Genomic DNA, 21,567 nt, shown 5'->3' on the forward strand with positions numbered 1-21,567 from the left:
AAGAGAGAGGGCTTAAAAATTAAACGCAAGGATGAGACCCGCGGAGATTACGAGGACGACGATGAAGTACGGCAGGGAGCACCTGTGGAAGTCTCTCAGCGAAACCCGTGCTATTCTAACCGCTATTAGGTTGGCAAGGGAGCCGACGACCGTGCCAGTTCCTCCCGCGTTCACACCCACAGCTAAGGGAAGCCACGCGGGTTTGGAGCCGAGGAAGACAACCGTCGCCGGGACGTTGCTTATCAGCTGACTTAATCCTGCAGACGCCAGAACGAGGCCGACCCCTCCGGTCGGGAGCGAGAGACCCGCTTTGATGAGAAGCGTCGAGAGCTCGTTGAAGTCGATAAAGATGAACGCGAAGGTGAGCACGAGCGCCCAGTCGAAGCTTAGAAGAACGTCCCGCTCAAGGAGAAGAAAGGCCAGCAGGGTGAGCGCAATCGAGAGCTCGTGCCTCCCCGTTTCGCCGAGGTAGACGTTGAGGCCGAGGAGAAGGGCCGAGACAAGAAACAGGTCCTTTCTGAAGGCAACCGGGGGAAGGGAGCGGACGGAGAGCGGTTCATCGGGAGTAAGGAAGACGATTGCCAGCAACAGGCTGAGCCAGAGGAGGACGAAGGGGAGCATACCCCTGATGAATGCAAAGAAGCCCAAACCGTACTCGCGCCAGATTATGATGTTCTGCGGGTTCCCTATCGGCGTCAGGGCGGAACCGACGTTCGCCGCTATCGCCGAGAGTGTTACCGCCCTCGCCTTGTCCATCCCGGAGAGCTCCGAGAGGGCCACGACAAGGGGAATGAAGACAAGCATTGCTGTATCGTTCATTATCAGTGCCGAGGAGAGGGCTATAGTTGGAAGCAGGAGGAGAAGCAGTCTTCTGCTCGAACCATTTGTCCGTTCAACGAGCCTCGGCGCGAGCCTGTTGAAGACTCCCGAAAGCTCGAGGCCCTTCGAGGTTATGATTAAAGCGGTGATGAGGCTCAGGCTTCCCCAGTCAACGAGGCCTGGCGTCCTTCCGGGGAGGGAGCGGTCTACCAGGACTAACCCGGCGTAGAGGAGGAGCAGAAGGCTCAGGAACCACTCCCTTTTCAGGAAGTCTTTCAGCCTACATGCCGTGTCGCCTCACCTCTTCGGTTAGATGGTAATCCGGAATCAGCTCGCTTCCGTCCGCCGAGACGCGGACGTGCAGGATTATAAAGCTTTTCCACGCCACCGGCACGACCCAGCAGTCCTCCGGCTCCCTGAACTCCGCCCCCTCGAGGACGTGGGCCTCTTTGAGAACCTCGTTTATCCTCTCGCGAGCACCATCTGCGCAGGGCTCCGCATGGGGCGGTGCGCCCTTGGGACTGGGATTGCCCGTTCGCGGGTCGTAGTGAACCCTGTCTATCGCGAAGTCGAGGTAGAGAACCGGAACGTCCACGTGGTCTGGGTGAACTATCGGCTCTCCCGCCCTGAAGAAGGGCAGTGCCTGCCTGACGAGCTCTATTGCTTTTTCAGCATCTTCCGGCTTGAGGATTCGGCTCTTCCTTTCGGGCGTTCGCCTTATCGGGGGAAACGGCGCGCTCACCTTTCACCACCTCCGGAAAGCGCAACGACGAGGGTGAAGACCATAACGAGGATAATTTCATAGGTTTCCAAGAGGGCCGTTGAGGGCCACTTGAAAAATGCCCCTATAACCGCGAGGGCAAAGAGAACGAGCGAGGCGACCCTAACGTTTCTCCTCGAGCCGAGGCCGTAAATCAAAGTCCCCAGGAAGAACTGGACGAAGAAGTACGTCGAGACGAAGACGTGGGGCTTCGTTCCCTCGTGGAATATCCCTATCAGGGCCAGGAAGATGGCCGAGACGCTTATGTAGGCTCCTCCAACGGTCTGGGCTTTGTTGAGTGCCGTTGAGATTAGATAGACCGCGAAGGCCAGCACGAAGAACGAGGTAACCACCAGGCCAGCGTTGTAAATCCAGGGCGAGTTCGCCCTAGCCCCTCCGAGGTCGCTCAGCGCGTTCCTCCAGAAGGAGAACCAGGGGTTTCGGCTTACGCTCCAGGCAACGAAGAGCCAGTAGACAAGACCGCCCGCAAAACCGCTCCATGCGAGTTTTTTCGAGACCATTTTAACCCCCTAATTCCTTCGAGCTTGTGCGTAAAAACCTTTTATGTTGGTTGAGGACTTCCGTTGGTGGTGGCATGGAGTTCTTCGAGGTTCTCAGGAAGAGGAGGAGCATCCGGAGGTTTCAGGACAGACCCGTTCCGAGGGAGCTTGTGGATAAGTTGCTCGAATCCACGTTCCTTGCTCCAAGCTCCTACAACAAAAGACCATGGCACTTCATCGTGGTTGACGACGGGGAGAAGCTCAAGGCCCTCTCGAAGGCAAAGCTCGGCGCGTCCGGCCTGGCGACGGCGCCGGTTGCGATAGTGGTTACCGCCGATGAAACGAAGAGCGACGTCTGGATTGAGGACTCGAGCATAGTTGCCGAGCACATACAGCTCTCAGCCTTCGCCCTCGGCCTCGGTGCGTTCTGGGTGCAGATAAGGAACAGGATGCACGACGAGACGAAGAGCGCGGAGGAGTACGTGCGGGAGGTCCTCAGCATTCCCGAAAACTACCGGGTTCTCTGCATAATAGGGGTTGGCTATCCGGCAGAGAAAAAGCCTCCGCACGGCGAGGAGGTCTTTGAGTGGGAGAAGGCGAGCCACAACACCTTTGGCAGGCCGTGGAAGAAACGATGAAGCCACATTCATTGAAATTTTCTCCAGAAAATCGTTTTTAAGCCTTCCCGGGTACTCACACAGGTGGCTGTGGTGAAGAAGGTTGCACTGCTCGGCCTGCTGTTGGTGTTCGCGACGGGTCTCGTGAGCGCGGGGACGGTAAAATACGGCAACCTGACCTTTTACACCGTTACCGACGAAAAGGACCTGCAGGCTCTCATCTCCCAGAACGACGGCCGTTACTTCTTCCTGTTCTACAACTCAGAGAGCTGTCCGGCCTGTAATTACATGAAAACGAGTGTGTTCCCAACTCCGACGGCAGAGGAAGCCCTAAAAAGCATGGTTCTCGTCTCGATTGACGTTTACAGGGCCCGTTCAATAACGACGCTCAAATATCGGGTTTATGGCCCCATCATCGTCATCCAGCCCGACAACGCCGGTTATTACCAACCCAAATCGCCGGGAGAGGAAATCAGCGTTGGAGTCCCGGGAACGCCGACGATGGTTATATTCAAGGCCGTCAACGGCACTATGGTGCTCCGGGGAGTGGCGGTCGGCGCCCTCAGTCCAGAAGGTCTGGCGTTCTTCGTTGACAGGGCCATCGGAAACGAAACCATCCCGGGCGCCAACGAAAACTCGGGAACGGGCCAGCAAACCGGTCAGACATCTGGGACAAATGAAACAAACCTTAGCCTCGCCGTCCTACTGCCAATATTCTCGGCCGGAATCTTGAGCGTCTTCTCACCCTGTGTGTTGCCAGTCGTGGTTGGAACCCTCTCCCTGACCTTCGCAAGGAGGAAGGTCGAGGCCATAATAGCGGGAATGGTGGCTTCCTTCGCCCTGCTCGGTGCGCTCGTTGGGAGTCTCGGCGAGTACGCCTCCCAGATACAGGGGGCGCTATATTTAATCGGCGGTGTCGGTTTCATCGTCATAGGCGCGGGATTCGTGAGCGAAAGGGTAAGCTCGAAGCTCGAAAGGTTTCTGAGCTTCTCACCCACCGACCGGGTGACGGGGAAGAGGGGTGTAATCTACGATTTCGCCCTGGGCTCTGCGTTAGGAGCTACCTGGCTCGGCTGTATAGCGCCGTACGTCGGCTTCGCGGTGATAACGGCCACCCTGAGCGGGGATACGCTGAGCGGGGTTATTGTAATGGGCACCTACGGCCTCGGGATGGGCCTTACCGTCTACCTGCTGACGGCATCGAAGGACCTCGGCGAGTGGGTTAACAGGAAGTTCCTCTCAGGAAGGTTGTCCCTGGGCGGAAAGGGCAAAGCAAGGTGGGAACAAGCCCTCGGTGTGATTTTAGTCCTGCTCGGCCTGCTGATGCTGACCGAACTCACACCGCTCAAGCTCTGGAGTTCCCTCTTCGAGTGGCTCTCACAGCTCTGAGGAGGTGGTTTGATGTACAGGTACAGGAGGAAACTCAGCCTGGGTCTCAAGGAGGCCGAGGAGAAGTTTAAAGCGAAGCTGGAGGAGAAGGGCTACAAGGTCGTGGTGGAGTTTACCCCGAGCGACGTCGTCAAGTCTAAGGTCGGCGTCGATATGGAGCCTTACAGAATTCTGTGGGTCTGCAACCCTAAGATATTCTACGAGATGACCAAGGAGGACTACGAGATAGGCTCCTTTGCCCCGTGCCCGGTGCTCTTCTACCAGAAGGACGGCGAGACCTACATCGCCATAAACACCGCCGACGACGTGCTGGAGGTCATCAAGGAGCCCCTTGAGGTCGTCAGGGAAGTCATTGAGGAGCTCTAATCCTTTCTTTTTATTTGAGAAAGCTTCCCGTAAGCTACTGGGTCATCTACTCTCAGTTCCTCTTTGAGTTATCCGGTTCGGAAAGTTAGAAATAGAAAAACTCAGTGGAGTGAGGAACTTATCACAGCCTCGCTCAGTTTCTTCACAGCCTCAACGTAACCCCCCCAGTCCATCGCCTGAACGGAAGCCGGGTGGAAAAACTTGTCGATTATCACCGGGGCGAAGAGGCCGAAAAGGACAACGAGGATTCCGAGGACTAAGTTAATTACTACGAAAAGCGGAACCTCGTGCCTCTCCGGTTCTTCATGTCCTCCGTGCTCGTGGTGGTGTCCCTCGACCGGCTTTCCGCGCCAGAGGGTTATGAAGAGCTGGAAGTAGGCCCACGCGGCTATGGCGCTCGTTATTACCACGACGGAAGCCACGAGCGGGCTCACCTGGAGGAGGGCGTTGAAAATCAGCATCTTGCTGAAGAAGACGTTGAGCGGGGGAACGCCGATGAGGCTGAGCGTCGCCAGGCCGAAGAGGAAGGTATTGAGGGGCATCTCCCTGCCGACTCCAGCTAAGTCCTCGACCTTCACCGCCCCCCTGCGGTAGATGAAAGCTCCAACCGTGAAGAACAGGAGCGTCTTCGCTATCGCGTGGTTGACGATGTGGAAGTCGATTGCCATCAGCGCGAGCTGGGTTCCGACGCCGAGGGTCATGAAGAGGTAGCCCATGTGGAGTATCGTAGAGTAAGCGATGAGCCTCTTGACGTTCTTCTGGACGAGCATCATAATCGAGCCGAGGAATGCCGTTGCAGTTCCGAGGACGAGGAAGACGAGCGAGAGGGTCCTCCAGAAGGGAAGCCCGTGGAAGAGCGTGTAGGTGTAGCGTGCGAGCAGGTAGATTCCGACGACCTCGACGAAACTGCTGAGTATCGCTCCAACGGGAATCGGCGCGCCTGAGTAGGCGCTCGGAAGCCAGTAGTGGCCGGGGAAGATTGCGCTCTTGACTACCACCATCGCCAAAGTCAGCGCGAAGAAGATGGCCAAAGCGAGCGTCGGGTCGCCAAAGAGCTTCGTCGTTACCGGGAATGAAACCCCGTGGAACTTGGCGCTTAGGTCGGCCATGTTGAGGGTTCCGAAAGATGCGTAGATGAAGCCGAGGGCAAGGAAGTAAAGACTTGTCGCTACTGCACCGCTTATTCCGTACTTGAAGGCCCCTTCAACGGCCTCGCTCCTGTTGCGGTAGAAGCCGACTATCGCGTAGGCGCTCGCGCCGATGACCTCGAGCATGACGAAGGTGTTGAAGGCATCCCCCGTCATAAAGGCTCCGAGCGTTCCTGCCTCAAGTCCGAGGAGGAAGGTGTAGTAGAACTCGAGGCCGTGCGTCCTTATGAACTTGGCGGAGTAGATTCCAGCGAGGAGGAAGCCGAATGTGGCCGTTAAAACGAGCGTCGCCGAGAGCTTGTCCACCTCGAAAACTATGCCTATCGGAGCTATCCAGTTACCGAAGGCGTAGACGAGGGGTTCATTGCTCGAATAGGCCCTATCGAACAGCCAGATTCCAGCGAGGAACGTAACGGTGAGGGCGGTGAGAGAGTAGGCTATTACAATTCCCCTTTTCCTACCGGTCATGAAGGCCACGAAGGGCAGAAAGAAGGCGAAGCCGAGCGGAATTACCGGAACGAGTCCGACCTGCATGCTATCACCTCAGTCGAAGATTTTCCTCGCGTAGTCCTCGAAGTAAGCGACGATGTTCTCTTTCACTTCCTTCTCGTCGAGCGTGGAAACGTCAATCCAGTGGACGTAGAGCCACTTTCCGTCGTCGCTTATGTCCACCACAACCGTTCCGGGCGTGTTAGTTATCGAGTTTGCAACGAGGACCTTTCCGTAGTCGCTCTCGACGTCGAGGGGAATTCGCACTATGCCGGGGTTGGCCTTGAGCGTGAAGACCCTCTTCGCCACGTCGATGTGCGTCTTGGTTTCCTCGATGAAGAAGTATCGGAGGGCGTAGACGATGGCATAAAACCACCGTCTCGGCGAGAAGAACTTGAGCTCGTTCTCCACCAGCCAGTGGCCGACGATGAAGGAAACTATGAGCGCGACTATCGAGCCCGTTATTATGTCGTACTCCGTGGCCGAGCCAGTGTAGAACAGGTACGTTGCCAGGACTATAAAGAACGTCGCCGGTGAAAACCTGAGCCTCATTCGCCCTCACCCCCCATTATCTCGGCCATGTCCCTCGCATCAACCGTCCCGTGGAGGCGGTAGAACTGTATCGCATAGGTAGCCAGCAGTATGTTCATGGCCATTCCGATGACTATCGCCGTCAGAACGAGCGCCTGCGGAACCGGGTCGACGGCCCTGCTCAGGAACTCCTCGAAGCTCAGGTGCTTCTCGTAAATCGGCGGGAAGACGGGGAAGACGAGGCGGTAGCCGATTAAGATGAAGAGCATGTTTATCGCGTCGCCCATGACGTTGAGCATGATGATTTTCTTAATCAGGTTGGAGCGAGTGGCAACTCCGTAGATTCCGAGGAGTATCATGCCGAAGAGCGTCAGCGTGATGTAGGCGAGGAGGAAGCTAATCATCGACCTCACCCCTGAGGACGGTCTTGAATATCCACTCCGAGACACCGAGCACGAGGAACACCGTCAGGAAGCCGAAGGTCACCGCTGTATACTCGCCCACGTCGAGGTTGAAGAGGCCGGTTTCCCCGGGCAGGAGGTTTATCTCAAGGACTTTGCCGCCGTAGAGGAAAACTGGAGCAAGCACCGTGGCGAGGATTAAAGCTAAGCCGAGGGCGTAGGCCGAAATCGTGTGCCTCAGGTTGAGGCCCTTTCTCTCAAGGGTGAACTTCGAAAACACCGCGAATAGCAGGAGGGAAGCAACTGCCATCGCCGAACCGCCCTGGAAGCCACCGCCCGGCGTCAGGTGGCCGTGGAGCGCTATCGAGGCAGAGATGGCGATTATCATTATCACGACGAGCTTGGTAGTTGACCTCGTGATTAAATCCATCTGCCTGTGCGGTTCCTTCGCCTCGAGCTCCCTTACAATCTTCTCCTGCTCGTCGGTGAGCCTGAGCACACTGAAGGCTCCCATTATCGCGAGGAAGAAGACGAAGGTCTCAAAGAGCGTATCGAAACCACGGTAGTTCCAGACTATGGCAGTAACGACTTCCGGGCTGTGGCTCGTGAGGCCCTCGTGGGCGAAGGCATGGCCCAGGTAGAACTCTCCGAGGGGTCTCAGCTCGGCCCCGCCGAGGCCCAGGACGTTGGCGTAGACTAAGGCGTAGGCGATGAACGCGAAGGCCCCAAGGAAGGAAACCGCGACGATAACGTCTCTCTTCATTCTCCCACCTCGTAGCGCTCCGTTTTGCTTATGGCGAGGATTACGAGGGCTGTGTAGGCACCAACCGCTATGGCGAGGTAGGCAAGGACTATGTCCGGGGCGGCCAAGATGTAGAAACCGAGGGCGAAGAACGTTGACTGGACGGAGCTCAAAGCGAGGGCCTTGAGCAGGTCGTGCTCCTTCATGGCCAGGTAGCTGAAGGCGAAACCGAAGGAAACGACTATCGCAAGTATTATCAGGTGAATCTCAATCATCTCGCCAGCCTCCTGAAGGTGAACTTGGGCTCTTCCTCCTCGCCGGGTAACTCTTCATGCTCGCGGACGAGTTCTGCAACGTCCTCTCTCGCCGGTAGGTCCTCCTCGAGCTGGTCAACGACGAGGGGCGGTTTCTTTCCGACCCTTCCGAAGTAAACCGCTGAGACGAGGGAGTGAGTTCCGGTGGGCGCTATGAGGAGGATTAAGACGCCGACGGTGAAGGCTATTCCGGCCATGAAGAACCTCTGGGCGCCGAGGGGGTGGTAGACGAGCGCCACCAAACCCGCACCGAAGACCGGCAACGCGGCGCCTCCGACGGTTCCAACGGTCGCGGCGTGGGTTCTCATGTAGAAGTCATTAAACCTGAGCAGGCCTATCGCCGCTATGAGGTCGTAGACCGCCCCAAGGAGTATCGCGACCGAGCCGATGACGAAGATGACGTCCTCGATAATCATACCTCCACCTCCCCGTAGAGGACGTACTTGGTGTAGTAGATGTCCAGCATGAAGGCCCACAGGGCCAGGATTATCGCACCGCTCGCGAGCATGATGGACTTGAAGTAGATTCCTAATATTACCATGAACGCCGCCATGTCGAAGGACAGGCAGTCAACCGCGAGGATTATGTCTGCCGTCGTCGGGCCCTTAATCGCGCGGATTCCGTAGAGCACGAAGGCGAGGGTGTAGATGACGGCCGCGAAGTAGAGGACGTTCAGGAAAACACTTTCAACGTTCATGTGAACACCCCCAGGAGGACTATGAGGATTGCCATAGCAATCGCGAAGCCACTTATGAGCGCGTTCATGTCGAGGTTCCTTGACCTGCCCCAGCGCGCGAGCCTTTCAACGGCCCTTATGAGTGGCATGAACATCGCCTCGTCAAGGTGCCTCACAGGGTAGTCGAGCGCGTCGTCGTAGTCCCTGATGAGCGGGAGCTCGTGCTTCGGAACGACCTTTATGACCGGGAGAATCCTGTTGAGGTAAAAGGTCTTGCCCAGAGAGAGGAAGTAGTCAGCCGTGAAGCGCAGTATGTCGCCCATGTTGTAGAAGATGAGCAGGAGCTCGCTGACGCGCTCCGTTGGCATCTTACCGATTCTCCAGCCGATGACCGCCATAGCCACGAGCGTGACGAGTGCAATGAGCGAACCGGGACTTCCCAGGAAGAGCTGTGACGGAGTCTCTGGCAGGGGGTAGCCGAGTTCTTCGAGTGAACCCGTCAGCCATGGGAGCAGGATGAACGGGAACACCGCCACGAGGAAGCTCGCGAGCGAGACTATTCCCGTGACGGTTCTTATCGCGAAGGGAACTTCATCCCTTTCAACTTCCCTCTTACAGATGAGCCTGTTTATCCTCCTGACCTGGATTATCGAGGCCAGCGGGAATATTCCCAGGAATGCTATCGTGACGACCATCAGCCAGAGGAGGACGTTGGTAGTGCCCATTGAAGCCGTGTAGATGAGCCACTTGCTCACGAAGGCCGAGAGGGGAGGAATTCCGGCCATCGAAAAGACGGAGAGCGACATCAGGAGCGCGATGACGTGCCCCTTGAGGAGCTTTCTCATCGAGCATATGTTCGGCTCCTCGCCGTAGTGCTCTATCGCGCCGAGGCCGAAGAAGAGGGAGCTCTTGTAGAGCACCTGATACAGGACGTGAAGCAAAGCTCCGAGGAGCGCAACGGTTCCGAGGAAGGTTCCCTGGAGCACGAGGGAGCTCCCGAGGGCGAAGTAGGCTATTCCAACGTCCATAACGCTGTGGTAGGCGAACTTGCGCTTGAGCCTGATTTCCTTGAAGGAGTAGAGCGTCGCAAAGGCCGTAACCGTGCCGATGAATGCCACAGCGTAACCGAGCGCCTCTCCAGACGGGAGAACGAAGTGGGCAACCCTGAGGAGCATGTAAACCCCAAGGGCCTCGCCGAGGAGGAAAACCGGAATGAAGGGGCTCGGAAGCGAGCGGTAAACCCTCGGAACCCAGACGTGGAAGGGGAACGCCCCGCTCCTGACGAGGGAAGCCGAGAGGAAGAGGACGAGGAGAAACGCAGGACTGACCGCGAGGTTTCCAAGGTTCTCGCGGAGGCCGTGGAAGGTCAGGTGGTGCAGGCTCCCGACGGCGCCGTAGGCCAAGCCGGTCGCCATAAGAAGAGGGATTATGCCGAAGACCTGCGTGAGGACGAGGTAACGCCATGTGGCCTTTCTCGAGCCCCTCGTCTCAGAGGCGAGCACCATTACGGCCGTAAAGACCGCGAAGAGCTCGTAAAACAGGGTGAGCCTCTCTATGTTGTTCGTTGACAGAAAGACCACCACCGAAAGGAGTGCCATGTTGGTGGCCATTGCCAGGAACCTCTCGTCCCCCTTCACCTCATAGGAGAGCAGGTAGAGCGAGAGGGTGAACGTGATGAAGGCAGTTACGAGCAGGAAGAGGGCTGAAAGGGAATCTATCCTGACGGTCGTGGGGAGGAAGGGGATTATCTCACCTGAGAGACCGTTCAACCCCTCAACGGCGCTCGCGAATAGGAAGACGGAAGAGACAAGGGTAACGTAGTAGGCCCGCTTTCCTGAGACGAGGCCAACGAGTGAAGCTATGAATAGCAGTCCGAGGGCCAGTTCCATGACGTAGAGGCTCATGGTATCACCCCGTAGAAGGTTATCTCCTCCACGAGCGGATAGGCGAGGTAAGCCGAGACCAGCGTCAGGACGATGAGGGTCACGAGCGACGCGGTTATTATCGGGTGGGTGCTGACCTTTTCGACGTTGGGCCTGCCGAAGACGTTCTTCGTTATCCACTTGAGGCCGACCCAGAGGAAGACGGCTGAATCGGTTAGAACCATGATAATCGGGAGCCAGGCCAGGGCGGAAACCTTGACGAGGCTCAGGTTGGTTATCAGCTCGGCCTTGCTGAAGGCTATTCCCATCGGAGGAAGACCTGCCAGTCCGAGGAGCGCCACCGTCCACGCGAGGCCGTTCACGGGCAGGATTTCCCTGAGACCGCTTATCCGCCTCAGGTCAAGGGTCCCGAGGGAGTACGTGAAGGTTCCGGCGGTGAGAAAGGCCAGGCCCTTCACGAAGGCGTGAGTAGTCAGCTGGAACATCGCCGCTTTGAGGCCGATGTCAAAGCCCGGTGCCTTACCCGTGAGGCCGAGGACGGCGTAGGTCAGGCCGGAGAACATTATTCCGGCCTCGGCAACCGTTGAGTAAGCGAGCAGTCTCTTCGCGTCCTTCTGAACCGGGTAGTTGAGTATCGGAATGAGGAGCGTGAGGGAGACCATGACGGCCATGAAGTAGAAGACCCAGACGGGGAGGGGGCCGATGAACTGGATAACCCTCGCTACGAGGTAAACGCCCATCTCAACCATCGCCGCGCCGTGAAGGAAAGCGCTCGCGGGGGTTGGGGCCTCCATAGCATCGGGAATCCACGAGTAGGTCGGAAACTGGGCGCTCTTGGTGTAGCCAGCTATGAGTAAAGCGAGGAACAGCCAGGGCTTTACCTCGGGGGAAACCTTTGAGAGCGAGAACAGACTCAAATCATGAAGCTGGGTGAGGCCAACGTAGATGGCCGTGTAGAAGCCTATCATCGCTCCAACGTTCGGGATTATGAAGGCCTTGAAGCCGGCCCTCCTCGCCTCCTTCGTGTTGTAATAGCTCACGACGCCCCAACAGGCAAGCCCCATCAGCTCGAAGAAGATGAGCAGGCCGAGGAACGTGGAGGAGTAGATGAATCCAAGGGTGGCACCTTCAAAGAGCGTCATCCAGGCGTAGAAGAGTCCCCTGCCCTTCCCTCCAGGATGGCCGACGTTCCTCTCGCTCATGTACTCGACTCCGTAGAACATGAATACGAAACCGGCAACGGCAACAACAGTGCCTATCAAAACGCTCATGGGGTCGATTATAAGGCCGTAAACCTCGCCGAACTGGGCGCTTTTGAGATAAGTGATGTGAATAAGCTCCTCGTGGCCGAGGAGATAGAGGACCGCAACGCCGAGCTGGGTAATCATCGCCGATATGAAGGAGGCGAGCATTATAACGTCCGCTTTTCTCTCGTCGAGCCTGAAGAGGATTAACCCGCCGATGAGAGGGACTGTGAAGGTTAGTGTTGTGAGAAGGCCTATCATGACTGACCCCCCAGTCGGGTTAAAATCCATTCGGTTTGTCTAACGAACCTTTTTAAAGTTTTTCATTGTTTTCCGAAAGATGTTCAAAAGCGGTCATTTAGTGGCGAAATTCAATTCATTGGAGGTGACGTTCTGTGGACATAATTGGGGAGCTCTCTGGGACGGCAGTTGTGGACGGGTTAAAAGGTGAGGGATGAAGGACTCACGGCCCATTCTGAGTCAGCAGATTCCTCAGTGCGGCCTTTCTCGCGCCCAGCTCCCGGTCGAGCATGAAGAGGCCGTTTGGACTGTCTCCAATTATCTTCAGCTTGTCCACTATCGCCTTTGTGCTCGCTTCTTCCTCGACCTGCTCCTCGACGAACCACTGGAGGAACTGATATGTTGCCCTGTCCTTCTCCTCCTCGGCCAAGTCAACGAGCTTGAAGATGGACTGCGTGACGCCAACCTCGTGGAGGTAAACCGCCTCAAAGGCTTTGAGCGGGCTTTCAAAGCTCTGCTTGGGCTTCTCAATCCTCTCAAGCTCAACGGTTCCTCCCCTGTTGAAGATGTAGTCGTAGAAACGCATCGCGTGTCCAAGCTCCTCCTCAGCCTGAGCTTCCATCCAGCTCGCGAAACCGTCGAGGCCCCTTTCCTTAAAGTAGGCCGCGATTCCAAGGTAGAAGTAGGCCGAGAAGAGCTCCTTGTTGAGCTGTTCGTTCAGAGCTTTAAGCATCCTTTCGCTCAGCATAATATCACCTCATTCGTTATTGTTTTCGAACCTTATAAGTTTATCTATCGAACTAAATGCGAGTTCAGCTTGTTTAGTTCTCCTTTGCTTTCCTCAATTTCCACAACCCAAGTCCCACCAAAACACCTCCAAGGGCTATCCAGTAGTACTCTAAAGAGTCTCGACTGTTTGAGGGCGCTTCACGGCAGAGTGGCAACCGCTCCCTCAGTCCCTCGGAGAGGTTGAGAACCTCAAGTGTTTTCCCATTGTAGTAGAGAATGCTGAGCTCGTTCCAGCTAAGAGGACTATCAAACCTCTCGGGATATGTGTACACTAGAACGCCCTTTCCCAGGAAAACAGCCCTAAGCGTTACGTTCGGAGGGACGGAGAGCGAAAGATTCTTGGGGAGCTGTATAGAATAGGTTGAGTTTTTTGAGGGTGGGAATTCGATTAAATCTGGGGACTCCACCCCAAGTATCTGAAGTGTGGAGCCGTTCAGAACCGCCGGATAGAATTTTGATTGAATTGAAACGTTGTCGCATGAACAGAGCTTTGGCCGGATTTCTTTGGGGATAGTGATGTTTTCTGCCATACAGAGGTTTTCCGGAGAAATCGCCCGTCCATCACTCAGGTACCAGACCCCTTTGTAGAGCTCATAGAACAGTTCATACGCTCCGGTGGTGTTTCCGAGGTAGTACAACTTTCCGTTCTTAAAATAGAAGTAGTAATCCCCGACCATACTTGGCGTCGGCAGGCCGGACATCCCTGGGCCGAGGGCACTCCAGGAGAGAACTATAATCGCATCGTTATTCCCCGCTTTCACAAACGTGGCAAAGGAGCAGTACTCACCCGGCGCGAGAACAGAGTGCGGGCCGCAGGTGACTCCTGATGCATAAGCAGGAGAGCACATAAACGATAGAACAACAAAAAGCAACAACATGTTGTCCCTTTTGTTCATCTCTGTCACCTGCAAAGGTTTGTTCCGCAGTTAATAAGTATTTCTGGTATCCGAAAACCAAAGCCCTCTTTTTCCGCGTGAAAACCTTTTTATTCGGAAAACCGAACTAAAACCGGTGATAGTTATGGTGAATGCCAGAGTTGAGCGGCTCTGCACCGACCCGGAGCTCTACATCATCAGGATTGACGATGACGAGATTAAGTACTTTGAGGCGGCCTGGTACATTCCTGAGGGAATAACCTACAACGCCTACCTGATGAAGCTGAAGGACGCGGTTGTGCTCTTCGATACGACCAAGGCGGACTACGCCAACCTGTTCCTCGAGAAGCTGAGGGAACTCGTGAACCCGGAGGAGATAACGCACATCATCGTCCACCACACCGAGCCGGACCACAGCGGGGCACTGCCGAAGGTTCTAGAGGCCAACAACTATAAAGCCCAGGTCATCGGAACGGCCTTCGCGAGGAACCTGCTCGAGGGCTTCTACGGAAAAGACGTCGTCAAGAACTTCAAGGTCGTCAAGGACGGCGAAGAGATGAGCATCGGCGGAAAGACCTTCCGCTTTATCACCGTCCCCTGGCTCCACTGGCCGGACACGATGATAACCTACGTCGTCGAGGACAGACTGATATTCAGCTGCGACGCCGGCGGTGGCTACTCGATTCCAGAGACGATAGACGACAGCGACGAGGAGGTCGTTCAGCGCTACCTGCCCCACGTGGCAAAGTACATCGTTACCGTCATCGGCCACTACCACAAGTACATCGTCCAGAACATCAAGAAGCTCAAGAACCTCGGAATAGTTGACAATGCCAGGATGATTCTGCCCGGGCACGGAATAGCGTGGTGCCACAATCCGAGGAGAATCTTCGAGTTCTACGAGCGCGTCGGGGCCGGCGTTCCCGAGAAGGACAAGGTTCTCGTCATCTACGACTCGATGTACGGCTTCGTTGAGCGGAGAATGGAGATAGTGCTCGACGAGCTCAGGAAGCTCGGAAAGAAGCCGGTAGTTTACCGCTTCACCGACAGGGAAGCTCCCGCCGTCAGCGACATCCTCGGCGAGGTTCCGAGTGCCGAAGCCATAATCATCGGTGCATCCACCTTCGAGGCAGAGATACACCCGCGCATACGCTATACGCTCTTCGAGATACTCGACAAGGCCAACTACGAGAAGCCCGTCCTTATCGTCGGAGCGTTCGGCTGGGGCGGGGTTGCAGGAAGGAAGATAGAGACGCTGATAACGAGGAGCAAGTTCGACCACGTTGCAACCGTAGAGAGCAAGGGAATGCCGACCGAGGAGGACGAGGCCAAACTGAGGGAAGCCGTCAGGAAGCTCGTCGAGTGGACCTCTTGAGTCCCTTCTATCCTTTTCCCATCTCTCTTACTCCACCCCCCTTCCCCGGAATCCCTGCAAACTTTGTTCGGCTTTTGGAACTTCCGGTTCGAAAAGTGTTATATACTTTCGCTCCCATCTTAGTACGGTGTTTTCCATGCCCGTTGAGAGAGCCATGACCAGGAAGTTTTTGGAGGACGCCTTTGCCGGCGAGAGCATGGCCCACATGAAGTACCTGATTTTTGCCGAGCAGGCCGAGAAGGAGGGTTTTCCGAAGGTTGCCAAGCTTTTTAGAGCGATAGCCTACGCGGAGTTCGTCCACGCGAAGAACCACTTCATAGCTTTGGGTAAGCTCGGGAAGACCGAGGAGAACCTGAAGGAAGCAATAGCGGGCGAGACCTTCGAGGTCGAGGAGATGTACCCCGTTTACAAGAACGCCGCCGAGTTCCAGGGTGAGAAAGAGGCCGTCAGGAGCACACACTACGCCCTTGAGGCCGAGAAGCTTCACGCCGAGCTTTATGAGAAGGCCAAAGAGAGTGTTGCTAAGGGCGAGGATATAGAGGTTGGGAAAGTCTACATCTGCCCGGTCTGTGGCTACACTGCCGTGGACGAGGCCCCGGAGCGCTGTCCCGTGTGCGGTCTGCCGGGCGAAAAGTTCGTGGTCTTTGAGTGATTCCTTCGCTTTTCCGTTTCACAAGTTTGAACCACAAACCTTATAAGGCCGAAGTGCCAACAGTAGAATGGTGAAAGAAGTGGCAAAGTGGAGATGCATAATCTGTGGATACATCTACGATGAAGACGAGGGCAACCCGGAGGACGGGATAGAGCCCGGAACCAGGTTTGAAGACCTTCCCGAGGACTGGGTCTGCCCGCTCTGCGGGGCTCCAAAGGACCAGTTTGAAAAGATAGAGTGAGGTGGTTGAGATGCTGAGCGAAACCATAAAGAGTGGAGACTGGAAGGGGGAGAAGCACGTCCCCGTTATAGAGTACGAGAAGGAGGGCGACCTCGTCAGGGTCGAGGTCAGCGTCGGCAAGGAGATACCGCACCCGAACACCCCGGAGCACCACATAGCGTGGATTGAGCTCTACTTCCACCCGGAGGGGGAGAACTTCCCGATTCTCGTCGGCAGGGTTGCCTTTACCAACCACAGCGACCCGCTGACCGAGCCGAGGGCGGTGTTCTTCTTCAGAACTCAGAAGAAGGGCAAGCTCTACGCGCTCAGCTACTGCAACATCCACGGCCTCTGGGAGAACGAGGTCGCGCTCGAGTGAGCTTTCTTTTTCCGCCCCAACCCCCGTTATTTTTCTCCCGAGAGCTGGAACGTCATGTTTGTCCAGTTCTCAACCCATTCCTGAGCGTAGCCTTCTAGGGTGTGCACGTACTTGACGTTTCGTACGCATACCATAACCGTCACGTTTTCAGGGCTCTTGAAGAGCTCCACGTGGTATCTTATAACCTCGTCGCCGGAGAGGGCGAGGAGTGACTGGAACGGGCCCCAGAATGTCATTGACTCGTACTTTTGCCCAACTTTAATGCCATCAACGTAAACCCCCGCCCCGCAGAAGTTCTCGGGAACCTTGATGAGAACGTCCACGACCGCAGGAGAGTCAGAGGTACTCCAGTAAACGGCAACGCCATTTGAGCGCGCCAAGCCATCGTAGCTTGGGAAGGGAACGTTGAAGAGAACCGGAGAGAGAAGCAGGGAAGCCACGAAAACCGCGAGGACTTTCCTCTTTGAGAAATTGAAGGGAACGTCCTTCCTGGCGGCTAGGGGCAGATTCCAATAGGAGTAGGCCTCCACGAGGCGGGCGATACTCATTAAAACGACGCCAATCAAGACGGGGAACAGCAGGGCACCGACGAGATACAGATTCCCGGCTAGGTTGAAGTTCAGCTCCCCGGTTGACTCCGCGAACAGGCCCATCCTGAGTCTATAAACGAGCGCGCTGGCAACAAAGGCAGGATACGCCGGTGCCAGTAAGTTAATGAGCTTGTAAATGTCCCACGAGGGTTTGAGGAGGACCCACTTCGGGCTCCAGCTGAGGAGGAAGACGGCAACTAGGAATAGAGCCGTCTCAAGCAGGAACAGCTTCAGAGGTCTTGAGTCAACGTCCACGCTCCAGAGGTAGAGACCAATCAGGTAAACCACGAGCCCGAGTCCAAAGGCTATAAGCGAGAAAATGCCGAAGAGATTGGACAGCACCATCAGCAGACTCCCGGCCAGCAGGTATTCTCTGCCACCAACCGGAGCAAACTTTCCTTTAACTGTCACTAATATCACCAATAAAACTTTAAGTTTTAACACTTAAAGCTTTTGGGCAAGGTTTAAAGGCTTAACGCCGTAGGTTCAATGGTTGAGAGTCATGGATTCGTATGCTCTTGTAATGTCCGTTGACGGTCCGCTCGTCTTGGTCGGCGTCTTTCTCACCTGGCACCTGACGAGGCTTGTCGAGCGGAACAGGCTTGGGAAAGAGAAGTTATCCCATTTGATACTCGCCGGAGGTTTAATGACGGCGTTCGGCTTTACGGGCCATATGATTGGCCTCAACGTCTCCTTCCTCGTAATATTTGGGCCCGCGCTTATAGTTTATGCTCTCTCTATGAGCGGCCTCGTTGGAGCAAAGCTTGAGATGCTTGCCCAAATTGCCTTGATGGTTCTTTCAATAGGTTTGAGCGAAGACCCTCGGAACTACGTTTTTTTGATGTTCTCGGATATCTCCCTTCTCCTGCTCATGGATGCGGTGGCTTTCTACTCGAACTCGCCGAAAAAACCTGCCTCAATGGCCCGCCTGTCCGCATGGCTCCTCGTGGCCTTCACGGTCGTGAACGCGATTTACTACCGCTCCCTGCCGGCGCTCCTGCTTTACACCGCCTCGGTGTCGCTGTGGATAACCTCTCTGCTCCTCTCGTATCCCTCGGCTAAAGTTCTCAACTCTGCCCAGGAAGGCTTATAACTGACCAGTCGAAGGGGGAATCGGTGAGGGAAATGAAGGTTTACAGTCCAGATAGGGAGTGGCCCGAGCCATACAGGGCCGTCATCGAGGAGCTGAAGAAAATAACCGACCCGGTTACCGGTGGCGACATCCTCGATTCTGGCGTTGTGGCGGGTCTTGAGGTCACCGACGACACGCTCAAAATCTGGCTTCGCTTCGAGAGCCACGCCGAGTACAACATCATAGGCGAGAGCCCCATAGCGTACTCCAAGATAATCGGCGACATAATGGAGCGGTTTGCACTGGTCAAGTTCGACAACGTCTACGTCTACGACCTCGGGAACAACGTTGTTGGAAAGTTCGAGAACAGGAAGGGCTACAGGCCTGAAGATATCTCGGGAGAGAGGGTTTGAATGCTCCTCCCGGACTTTTTACGGCCCAGAAAGAGACCGGAGCCGGGTCCGAGGAAGGACATCCCCGGGGAAGTCAAGCGCGTTGTGAAGTTGCTTGAGAGGGTTAAAGACCCTGAAACTGGCCTCAACATCGTCGGAGAGGGTCTCGTCTACGGCCTCACCGTTGAAGGGAAGCGCGTCGAGGTCTTTCTCCTCATGGCCCGCTCCACGCCGGAGTGTCATTTCTGCCAGATGCTGGCGATAAACGTCCAAAGGAAGATACTGGACGAGATAGTTTCGATTCTCAAAACGGAAGGGTTTAATACCGTGAAGGTGTATAACGAACTCGGACTGCTTTTAGCGGAGGGATGATGTATGGTTCCGCCCGAACTCGACGAGGGGCTTCCCCTCGAACGGATTAAGGACTTCTCGCTTGAAGAACTCCTCGGAATGGCCATAAAGGCCGAAATCGGTGCGAGGCAGTTCTACGAGAGCTTGGCCGAGAGGGTTGAGATAGGGGAGCTGAAGGAAAAGGTGAGCTGGCTCGCCGGCGAGGAGAAGAAGCACGAGGAACTGCTGAGGAAGATTTACGCTGACTTCTTCCCCGGAAAGGAAATGGTCTTTCCAAAGGAGCACATAGGACCGGAGCTCCAGCCCGTTGCCAGGAAGCTTGATAAAGTGGAAGACGTAATCGACCTAATCAGGTGGGCGATGAAGGCCGAGGAGATAGCGGCTAAGTTCTACGCCGAGCTTGAGAACATGGTCGAGGACGAGAGGAAGAAGAGGCTAATGCGCTACCTCAGCGACATGGAGTGGGGCCACTACTACAACCTCAAAGCTGAATATGAGCTCCTCCTCGACTGGGCGATGTATGACCAGATGATGCATGTGGGGCCTTGATATTTTGTTTTCCTATTTAGTAGTAAAGCATTTAAAGCCAGAAGTCGTTATTCCCATGAGTCAACATGGACTTCAGAAAGTTCGTGAGGTTGTTGGACTCGGGCAGTATTTCAGAAATCCTGCTGACCGACCACGTCAAGCTGAGATTAAAGCAGAGAAACGTTGACCCCAAACTCGTTGAGGAACTTCTACTGAAGAGGCAAAAGGCCCTTCGAGGGGTCGAACATCAAGGAGGCAACAGGTTTAAATTAACGTACGTACATCCAGAATCGAGAGGTATGGACTTGGTTATCGTCGTTGAAGCGAGGGAACGGAAGAGCAAGATGAGACTAACCGTGATTACCGCATTTCCACAGCCTGCAAGCAGACGTATCCGGGTGAGTGAAGATGGAGAGAAGTGTTAGAGGGATACAACCCATTGACTACGACCCGGTAGGGGATTCTCTGTTCGTGAGCGTTCCTAATCGGAAGTATGAGTACTCCATCATGGTCGGCGATGATTTAATCCTCGATTTTGGAAGGATTCCCCCCGGTGAAAAACAGACCATTGTGGGGTTTGAGCTGTTAAACGCTTCAGAAAAATTTGGAATTGATAGACACCTTTTGAAGAACATCAGGAGACTTCACGCGGAGATAACCATCGATGAAAAAACCGTTAAGCTAAAACTCTCGCTGGTCATCTCCCATCGTAGAAAAGAAAGAGAGCGCTCCAAGGTCTTAGAAGTGGCGAATTTAGGAGTTCCACCAATGGTTTCTTCCATCAACATCTGAGCTCAAAGCTCCACCTTTATCCCCGTTTCTTCTTCAACCTCCTCAAAGCCCTCCTTCATATACTTCGCGAGCTCCTCGTCAACGGCGAAGAGAACCGCCAGGAACTCTCCAAAGTGCTCCTTCTCCTCGTTGGCGACGTCAAGGAAGACGTGCCTAATCTTTTCGTCTTCAATGTGCTCCGCCAACTGCTCGTAGAAGCTTATCGCGTCGAGCTCGGCTTCTATGGCCCAGCGAAGGGCCTGGGCGATTTCCTTCTTGCTCAACGGCCGGTCCTTCGGCAACTCAAACGGGTATTTAGCCAGCATGGTATCACCTACCCCCACAAAACCTTCAGAATCCACAAAAGGAAAGCGTCAGTCCACCTCAAGGCTGAAGTCCTGGTAGTCCATCCAGATGCCGGTCTTCATCACCGAGTCATACTGCGCTTTGAGCAGCTCGTAGTGGGCCTTCTCTATCTTCGCCAGCTCCTCGAAGAGCCTTTTAACCGACTCGTGCATTGCTTCCTTCGCGGCCTTCTCGTAGAACTCCCACGTGAGCTTTTCCTGCTCCATTCCAATCCTCACGGCATCGACTTCGCTTTCAATCTCCCCGGCCTTGACGAGAAGCTTTTCGAGGAGCTCTTCACTTACGGCTGGCAACTTGCACTCCTCTGCGACGCGCTCAAGGAACTTCTCCTCGAACTCCGCCCAGTGGTCGGCCTCCTCCTTGGCCAGGAAAAGGAACATCTTCTTAGCTTTCTCGTCCTTAGTCCTCCCTGCGAGGTCGAGGTAAAAGCGCATCTCGGCCTTCTCAACCTCCAGGGCCAAAGCTAAAGCCTCAAGCTCGTCCATAAAACCACCACAGTTATTTTAACCCCAACCCTAATAACCTTTGGGGGACGGAGATGGGTATCGAGATGGTCAAAGACCCGCTCGCCCTGAAGGAAGAGCTTTTGAGGTTCGTCTTCGATGTTTACCGCTCAACGAACGGCGCTTATCCCGCCCTGGAGTGGGTTGAGGAGAAGCCCTCGCCTGACGACTTCGAAGGTTTCAGGCGGGTTTATGAGCCGTTTCTCGAGTTCAGACTCGGAGAGGAGTTCGACGAGCTCTACCTAATGAGGGAGGATGGAAGAATCGCCGGAACCGTGGCGCTCGTCTACAACCTCGAGGGCAAGGAAATCCACTGGGTTCCCGATGAGCTGAAGAACGAAAGAACGGGCCTAATTGAGTTCTTCATGACCGGCCCGGAATACAGGGGAAGGGGGTACGGAAAGGCCCTGCTCGATTTCGCGGTGAAGAGGCTCCTTGAGCTCGGAAAGACACCCTACGTTGTAACGTTTCCCTGGCTTGAAGCCTACAACTACTACCTCAGAAAGGGTTTCGAGAAGGTCATGGACTACGGGGAGTTCGTGGTGCTCAGGTGGGAACAACCTTAAAAACCCCTCATGGGAGGCT

General features: G+C 55.3%; 31 protein-coding genes. 14 read left to right on the forward strand and 17 right to left on the reverse strand.

Going from position 1 to position 21,567, the window contains the following annotated elements; genetic code table 11:
* Positions 1 to 12 precede the first annotated feature (12 nt).
* The 3 genes from BD01_RS03160 to BD01_RS03170 all read right to left on the reverse strand — a co-directional run bounded on the left by BD01_RS03160 (position 13) and on the right by BD01_RS03170 (position 2,100).
* A complete protein-coding gene (locus tag BD01_RS03160) occupies positions 13 to 1,032 on the reverse strand; it encodes an SLC13 family permease (RefSeq protein WP_245599277.1) in 1,020 nt (339 codons plus the stop codon).
* A 67-nt stretch (positions 1,033 to 1,099) separates the two neighbouring features.
* The gene (locus BD01_RS03165; protein WP_042689916.1) at positions 1,100 to 1,561 is read right to left on the reverse strand and encodes a hypothetical protein; all 462 of its coding nucleotides are present in this window, start codon (positions 1,559 to 1,561) and stop codon (positions 1,100 to 1,102) included.
* The gene (locus BD01_RS03170) at positions 1,558 to 2,100 is read right to left on the reverse strand and encodes a DUF998 domain-containing protein (protein WP_042689919.1); all 543 of its coding nucleotides are present in this window, start codon (positions 2,098 to 2,100) and stop codon (positions 1,558 to 1,560) included. The genes BD01_RS03165 and BD01_RS03170 overlap by 4 nt, the downstream gene beginning before the upstream one ends.
* Positions 2,101 to 2,174: 74 nt before the next feature.
* On the opposite strand from BD01_RS03170, the gene BD01_RS03175 reads away from it, so the two are divergent.
* The 3 genes from BD01_RS03175 to BD01_RS03185 all read left to right on the forward strand — a co-directional run bounded on the left by BD01_RS03175 (position 2,175) and on the right by BD01_RS03185 (position 4,451).
* Positions 2,175 to 2,717, forward strand: coding sequence for a nitroreductase family protein (locus BD01_RS03175; protein WP_042689922.1), 543 nt, complete (start codon positions 2,175 to 2,177; stop codon positions 2,715 to 2,717).
* A 72-nt stretch (positions 2,718 to 2,789) separates the two neighbouring features.
* Positions 2,790 to 4,085, forward strand: a complete 1,296-nt coding sequence (locus tag BD01_RS03180; protein ID WP_042689924.1) for a cytochrome c biogenesis protein CcdA — start codon at positions 2,790 to 2,792, stop codon at positions 4,083 to 4,085.
* 12 nt (positions 4,086 to 4,097) lie between these two features.
* Positions 4,098 to 4,451 (forward strand): DUF302 domain-containing protein, encoded by a 354-nt coding sequence (locus BD01_RS03185; RefSeq protein ID WP_042689927.1) that lies wholly within the window; start codon positions 4,098 to 4,100, stop codon positions 4,449 to 4,451.
* A gap of 101 nt (positions 4,452 to 4,552) precedes the next feature.
* Here BD01_RS03185 and BD01_RS03190 read toward each other — a convergent pair whose 3' ends face one another.
* The 11 genes from BD01_RS03190 to BD01_RS03240 all read right to left on the reverse strand — a co-directional run bounded on the left by BD01_RS03190 (position 4,553) and on the right by BD01_RS03240 (position 13,804).
* Entirely contained in the window at positions 4,553 to 6,133 is a 1,581-nt protein-coding gene (locus BD01_RS03190) for a proton-conducting transporter transmembrane domain-containing protein (protein ID WP_042689930.1), read from the reverse strand.
* Between the two features lie 9 nt (positions 6,134 to 6,142).
* Positions 6,143 to 6,640, reverse strand: coding sequence for a Na+/H+ antiporter subunit E (locus tag BD01_RS03195; protein ID WP_042689933.1), 498 nt, complete (start codon positions 6,638 to 6,640; stop codon positions 6,143 to 6,145).
* Positions 6,637 to 7,023: a sodium:proton antiporter gene (locus BD01_RS03200; protein WP_042689936.1), complete on the reverse strand. Its 387-nt coding sequence runs from the start codon at positions 7,021 to 7,023 to the stop codon at positions 6,637 to 6,639. Before BD01_RS03200 ends, BD01_RS03195 begins: the two co-directional genes overlap by 4 nt.
* Positions 7,016 to 7,783 carry a Na(+)/H(+) antiporter subunit B gene (locus tag BD01_RS03205; RefSeq protein WP_042689939.1) on the reverse strand — a complete coding sequence of 256 codons (768 nt, stop codon included), beginning with the start codon at positions 7,781 to 7,783 and terminating at the stop codon, positions 7,016 to 7,018. The genes BD01_RS03200 and BD01_RS03205 overlap by 8 nt, the downstream gene beginning before the upstream one ends.
* Positions 7,780 to 8,037, reverse strand: coding sequence for a hydrogenase subunit MbhD domain-containing protein (locus BD01_RS03210; RefSeq protein ID WP_042689942.1), 258 nt, complete (start codon positions 8,035 to 8,037; stop codon positions 7,780 to 7,782). The genes BD01_RS03205 and BD01_RS03210 overlap by 4 nt, the downstream gene beginning before the upstream one ends.
* Positions 8,034 to 8,492 (reverse strand): monovalent cation/H(+) antiporter subunit G, encoded by a 459-nt coding sequence (mnhG, locus tag BD01_RS03215; RefSeq protein ID WP_042689944.1) that lies wholly within the window; start codon positions 8,490 to 8,492, stop codon positions 8,034 to 8,036. The genes BD01_RS03210 and mnhG overlap by 4 nt, the downstream gene beginning before the upstream one ends.
* The gene (locus tag BD01_RS03220) at positions 8,489 to 8,773 is read right to left on the reverse strand and encodes a monovalent cation/H+ antiporter complex subunit F (RefSeq protein WP_042689947.1); all 285 of its coding nucleotides are present in this window, start codon (positions 8,771 to 8,773) and stop codon (positions 8,489 to 8,491) included. Before BD01_RS03220 ends, mnhG begins: the two co-directional genes overlap by 4 nt.
* Positions 8,770 to 10,656: a complex I subunit 5 family protein gene (locus BD01_RS03225; protein ID WP_042689950.1), complete on the reverse strand. Its 1,887-nt coding sequence runs from the start codon at positions 10,654 to 10,656 to the stop codon at positions 8,770 to 8,772. Before BD01_RS03225 ends, BD01_RS03220 begins: the two co-directional genes overlap by 4 nt.
* Positions 10,653 to 12,140 (reverse strand): hydrogenase 4 subunit D, encoded by a 1,488-nt coding sequence (locus BD01_RS03230; RefSeq protein WP_042689953.1) that lies wholly within the window; start codon positions 12,138 to 12,140, stop codon positions 10,653 to 10,655. The genes BD01_RS03225 and BD01_RS03230 overlap by 4 nt, the downstream gene beginning before the upstream one ends.
* 202 nt (positions 12,141 to 12,342) lie before the next feature.
* On the reverse strand, positions 12,343 to 12,867 hold the full coding sequence (locus tag BD01_RS03235; protein ID WP_042689955.1) for a ferritin: 525 nt from the start codon (positions 12,865 to 12,867) through the stop codon (positions 12,343 to 12,345).
* 73 nt (positions 12,868 to 12,940) lie between these two features.
* Positions 12,941 to 13,804, reverse strand: coding sequence for a hypothetical protein (locus BD01_RS03240; RefSeq protein ID WP_042689958.1), 864 nt, complete (start codon positions 13,802 to 13,804; stop codon positions 12,941 to 12,943).
* 124 nt (positions 13,805 to 13,928) lie between these two features.
* On the opposite strand from BD01_RS03240, the gene BD01_RS03245 reads away from it, so the two are divergent.
* From BD01_RS03245 to BD01_RS03260, 4 genes are all read left to right on the forward strand, one after another.
* On the forward strand, positions 13,929 to 15,158 hold the full coding sequence (locus BD01_RS03245) for an FprA family A-type flavoprotein (protein ID WP_042689961.1): 1,230 nt from the start codon (positions 13,929 to 13,931) through the stop codon (positions 15,156 to 15,158).
* 136 nt (positions 15,159 to 15,294) lie between these two features.
* A complete protein-coding gene (locus BD01_RS03250) occupies positions 15,295 to 15,810 on the forward strand; it encodes a rubrerythrin family protein (RefSeq protein ID WP_042689964.1) in 516 nt (171 codons plus the stop codon).
* Positions 15,811 to 15,889: 79 nt separating this feature from the next.
* Positions 15,890 to 16,051 carry a rubredoxin gene (rd, locus tag BD01_RS03255; protein ID WP_042689967.1) on the forward strand — a complete coding sequence of 54 codons (162 nt, stop codon included), beginning with the start codon at positions 15,890 to 15,892 and terminating at the stop codon, positions 16,049 to 16,051.
* Between the two features lie 10 nt (positions 16,052 to 16,061).
* Complete coding sequence (locus tag BD01_RS03260) at positions 16,062 to 16,409, forward strand: class II SORL domain-containing protein (protein ID WP_042689970.1); 348 nt, start codon at positions 16,062 to 16,064, stop codon at positions 16,407 to 16,409.
* Between the two features lie 26 nt (positions 16,410 to 16,435).
* On the opposite strand, the gene BD01_RS03265 is transcribed toward BD01_RS03260, so the two are convergent.
* Positions 16,436 to 17,410, reverse strand: a complete 975-nt coding sequence (locus tag BD01_RS03265; RefSeq protein WP_042689973.1) for a DUF996 domain-containing protein — start codon at positions 17,408 to 17,410, stop codon at positions 16,436 to 16,438.
* 91 nt (positions 17,411 to 17,501) lie between these two features.
* Here BD01_RS03265 and BD01_RS03270 point away from each other — a divergent pair, with 91 nt between their 5' ends.
* The 6 genes from BD01_RS03270 (at position 17,502) to BD01_RS03295 (ending at position 20,134) form a co-directional block, all read left to right on the forward strand.
* Positions 17,502 to 18,092: a hypothetical protein gene (locus BD01_RS03270; RefSeq protein WP_051482158.1), complete on the forward strand. Its 591-nt coding sequence runs from the start codon at positions 17,502 to 17,504 to the stop codon at positions 18,090 to 18,092.
* 32 nt (positions 18,093 to 18,124) lie between these two features.
* On the forward strand, positions 18,125 to 18,484 hold the full coding sequence (locus BD01_RS03275; protein WP_042689977.1) for an iron-sulfur cluster assembly protein: 360 nt from the start codon (positions 18,125 to 18,127) through the stop codon (positions 18,482 to 18,484).
* Entirely contained in the window at positions 18,485 to 18,835 is a 351-nt protein-coding gene (locus BD01_RS03280) for an iron-sulfur cluster assembly protein (RefSeq protein ID WP_042689980.1), read from the forward strand.
* Between the two features lie 3 nt (positions 18,836 to 18,838).
* The gene (locus BD01_RS03285; RefSeq protein WP_042689983.1) at positions 18,839 to 19,363 is read left to right on the forward strand and encodes a ferritin family protein; all 525 of its coding nucleotides are present in this window, start codon (positions 18,839 to 18,841) and stop codon (positions 19,361 to 19,363) included.
* 65 nt (positions 19,364 to 19,428) lie between these two features.
* Positions 19,429 to 19,767: a hypothetical protein gene (locus BD01_RS03290; RefSeq protein ID WP_042689986.1), complete on the forward strand. Its 339-nt coding sequence runs from the start codon at positions 19,429 to 19,431 to the stop codon at positions 19,765 to 19,767.
* The gene (locus tag BD01_RS03295) at positions 19,751 to 20,134 is read left to right on the forward strand and encodes a DUF2283 domain-containing protein (RefSeq protein WP_042689987.1); all 384 of its coding nucleotides are present in this window, start codon (positions 19,751 to 19,753) and stop codon (positions 20,132 to 20,134) included. Before BD01_RS03290 ends, BD01_RS03295 begins: the two co-directional genes overlap by 17 nt.
* A 2-nt stretch (positions 20,135 to 20,136) precedes the next feature.
* On the opposite strand, the gene BD01_RS03300 is transcribed toward BD01_RS03295, so the two are convergent.
* Both BD01_RS03300 and BD01_RS03305 read right to left on the reverse strand, forming a co-directional pair.
* A complete protein-coding gene (locus BD01_RS03300; protein WP_042689990.1) occupies positions 20,137 to 20,439 on the reverse strand; it encodes a ferritin family protein in 303 nt (100 codons plus the stop codon).
* A 48-nt stretch (positions 20,440 to 20,487) separates the two neighbouring features.
* A complete protein-coding gene (locus tag BD01_RS03305; RefSeq protein ID WP_042689992.1) occupies positions 20,488 to 20,964 on the reverse strand; it encodes a ferritin-like domain-containing protein in 477 nt (158 codons plus the stop codon).
* A gap of 53 nt (positions 20,965 to 21,017) precedes the next feature.
* Here BD01_RS03305 and BD01_RS03310 point away from each other — a divergent pair, with 53 nt between their 5' ends.
* A complete protein-coding gene (locus BD01_RS03310) occupies positions 21,018 to 21,548 on the forward strand; it encodes a GNAT family N-acetyltransferase (RefSeq protein WP_042689994.1) in 531 nt (176 codons plus the stop codon).
* Positions 21,549 to 21,567: the final 19 nt, after the last annotated feature.

This window comes from Thermococcus nautili (genome assembly GCF_000585495.1).
Classification (GTDB): Archaea; Methanobacteriota_B; Thermococci; order Thermococcales; family Thermococcaceae; genus Thermococcus; species Thermococcus nautili.

Excerpts from the sequence above, each read along its gene's own strand:
- BD01_RS03290 (WP_042689986.1), top strand. The coding sequence starts at position 19,429 with ATGGACTTCAGAAAGTTCGTGAGGTTGTTGGACTCGGGCAGTATTTCA.
- BD01_RS03175 (WP_042689922.1), top strand. The coding sequence starts at position 2,175 with ATGGAGTTCTTCGAGGTTCTCAGGAAGAGGAGGAGCATCCGGAGGTTT.
- mnhG (WP_042689944.1), bottom strand. The coding sequence starts at position 8,492 with ATGATTATCGAGGACGTCATCTTCGTCATCGGCTCGGTCGCGATACTC.
- BD01_RS03260 (WP_042689970.1), top strand. The coding sequence starts at position 16,062 with ATGCTGAGCGAAACCATAAAGAGTGGAGACTGGAAGGGGGAGAAGCAC.
- BD01_RS03170 (WP_042689919.1), bottom strand. The coding sequence starts at position 2,100 with ATGGTCTCGAAAAAACTCGCATGGAGCGGTTTTGCGGGCGGTCTTGTC.
- BD01_RS03250 (WP_042689964.1), top strand. The coding sequence starts at position 15,295 with ATGCCCGTTGAGAGAGCCATGACCAGGAAGTTTTTGGAGGACGCCTTT.
- BD01_RS03305 (WP_042689992.1), bottom strand. The coding sequence starts at position 20,964 with ATGGACGAGCTTGAGGCTTTAGCTTTGGCCCTGGAGGTTGAGAAGGCC.
- BD01_RS03220 (WP_042689947.1), bottom strand. The coding sequence starts at position 8,773 with ATGAACGTTGAAAGTGTTTTCCTGAACGTCCTCTACTTCGCGGCCGTC.
- BD01_RS03190 (WP_042689930.1), bottom strand. The coding sequence starts at position 6,133 with ATGCAGGTCGGACTCGTTCCGGTAATTCCGCTCGGCTTCGCCTTCTTT.
- BD01_RS03240 (WP_042689958.1), bottom strand. The coding sequence starts at position 13,804 with ATGAACAAAAGGGACAACATGTTGTTGCTTTTTGTTGTTCTATCGTTT.
- BD01_RS03245 (WP_042689961.1), top strand. The coding sequence starts at position 13,929 with ATGGTGAATGCCAGAGTTGAGCGGCTCTGCACCGACCCGGAGCTCTAC.
- BD01_RS03200 (WP_042689936.1), bottom strand. The coding sequence starts at position 7,023 with ATGATTAGCTTCCTCCTCGCCTACATCACGCTGACGCTCTTCGGCATG.
- BD01_RS03195 (WP_042689933.1), bottom strand. The coding sequence starts at position 6,640 with ATGAGGCTCAGGTTTTCACCGGCGACGTTCTTTATAGTCCTGGCAACG.
- BD01_RS03225 (WP_042689950.1), bottom strand. The coding sequence starts at position 10,656 with ATGAGCCTCTACGTCATGGAACTGGCCCTCGGACTGCTATTCATAGCT.
- BD01_RS03310 (WP_042689994.1), top strand. The coding sequence starts at position 21,018 with ATGGGTATCGAGATGGTCAAAGACCCGCTCGCCCTGAAGGAAGAGCTT.
- BD01_RS03280 (WP_042689980.1), top strand. The coding sequence starts at position 18,485 with ATGCTCCTCCCGGACTTTTTACGGCCCAGAAAGAGACCGGAGCCGGGT.
- BD01_RS03210 (WP_042689942.1), bottom strand. The coding sequence starts at position 8,037 with ATGATTGAGATTCACCTGATAATACTTGCGATAGTCGTTTCCTTCGGT.
- BD01_RS03285 (WP_042689983.1), top strand. The coding sequence starts at position 18,839 with ATGGTTCCGCCCGAACTCGACGAGGGGCTTCCCCTCGAACGGATTAAG.
- BD01_RS03235 (WP_042689955.1), bottom strand. The coding sequence starts at position 12,867 with ATGCTGAGCGAAAGGATGCTTAAAGCTCTGAACGAACAGCTCAACAAG.
- BD01_RS03205 (WP_042689939.1), bottom strand. The coding sequence starts at position 7,783 with ATGAAGAGAGACGTTATCGTCGCGGTTTCCTTCCTTGGGGCCTTCGCG.
- BD01_RS03295 (WP_042689987.1), top strand. The coding sequence starts at position 19,751 with ATGGAGAGAAGTGTTAGAGGGATACAACCCATTGACTACGACCCGGTA.
- BD01_RS03185 (WP_042689927.1), top strand. The coding sequence starts at position 4,098 with ATGTACAGGTACAGGAGGAAACTCAGCCTGGGTCTCAAGGAGGCCGAG.
- BD01_RS03300 (WP_042689990.1), bottom strand. The coding sequence starts at position 20,439 with ATGCTGGCTAAATACCCGTTTGAGTTGCCGAAGGACCGGCCGTTGAGC.
- BD01_RS03275 (WP_042689977.1), top strand. The coding sequence starts at position 18,125 with ATGAAGGTTTACAGTCCAGATAGGGAGTGGCCCGAGCCATACAGGGCC.
- BD01_RS03230 (WP_042689953.1), bottom strand. The coding sequence starts at position 12,140 with ATGATAGGCCTTCTCACAACACTAACCTTCACAGTCCCTCTCATCGGC.
- BD01_RS03270 (WP_051482158.1), top strand. The coding sequence starts at position 17,502 with ATGGATTCGTATGCTCTTGTAATGTCCGTTGACGGTCCGCTCGTCTTG.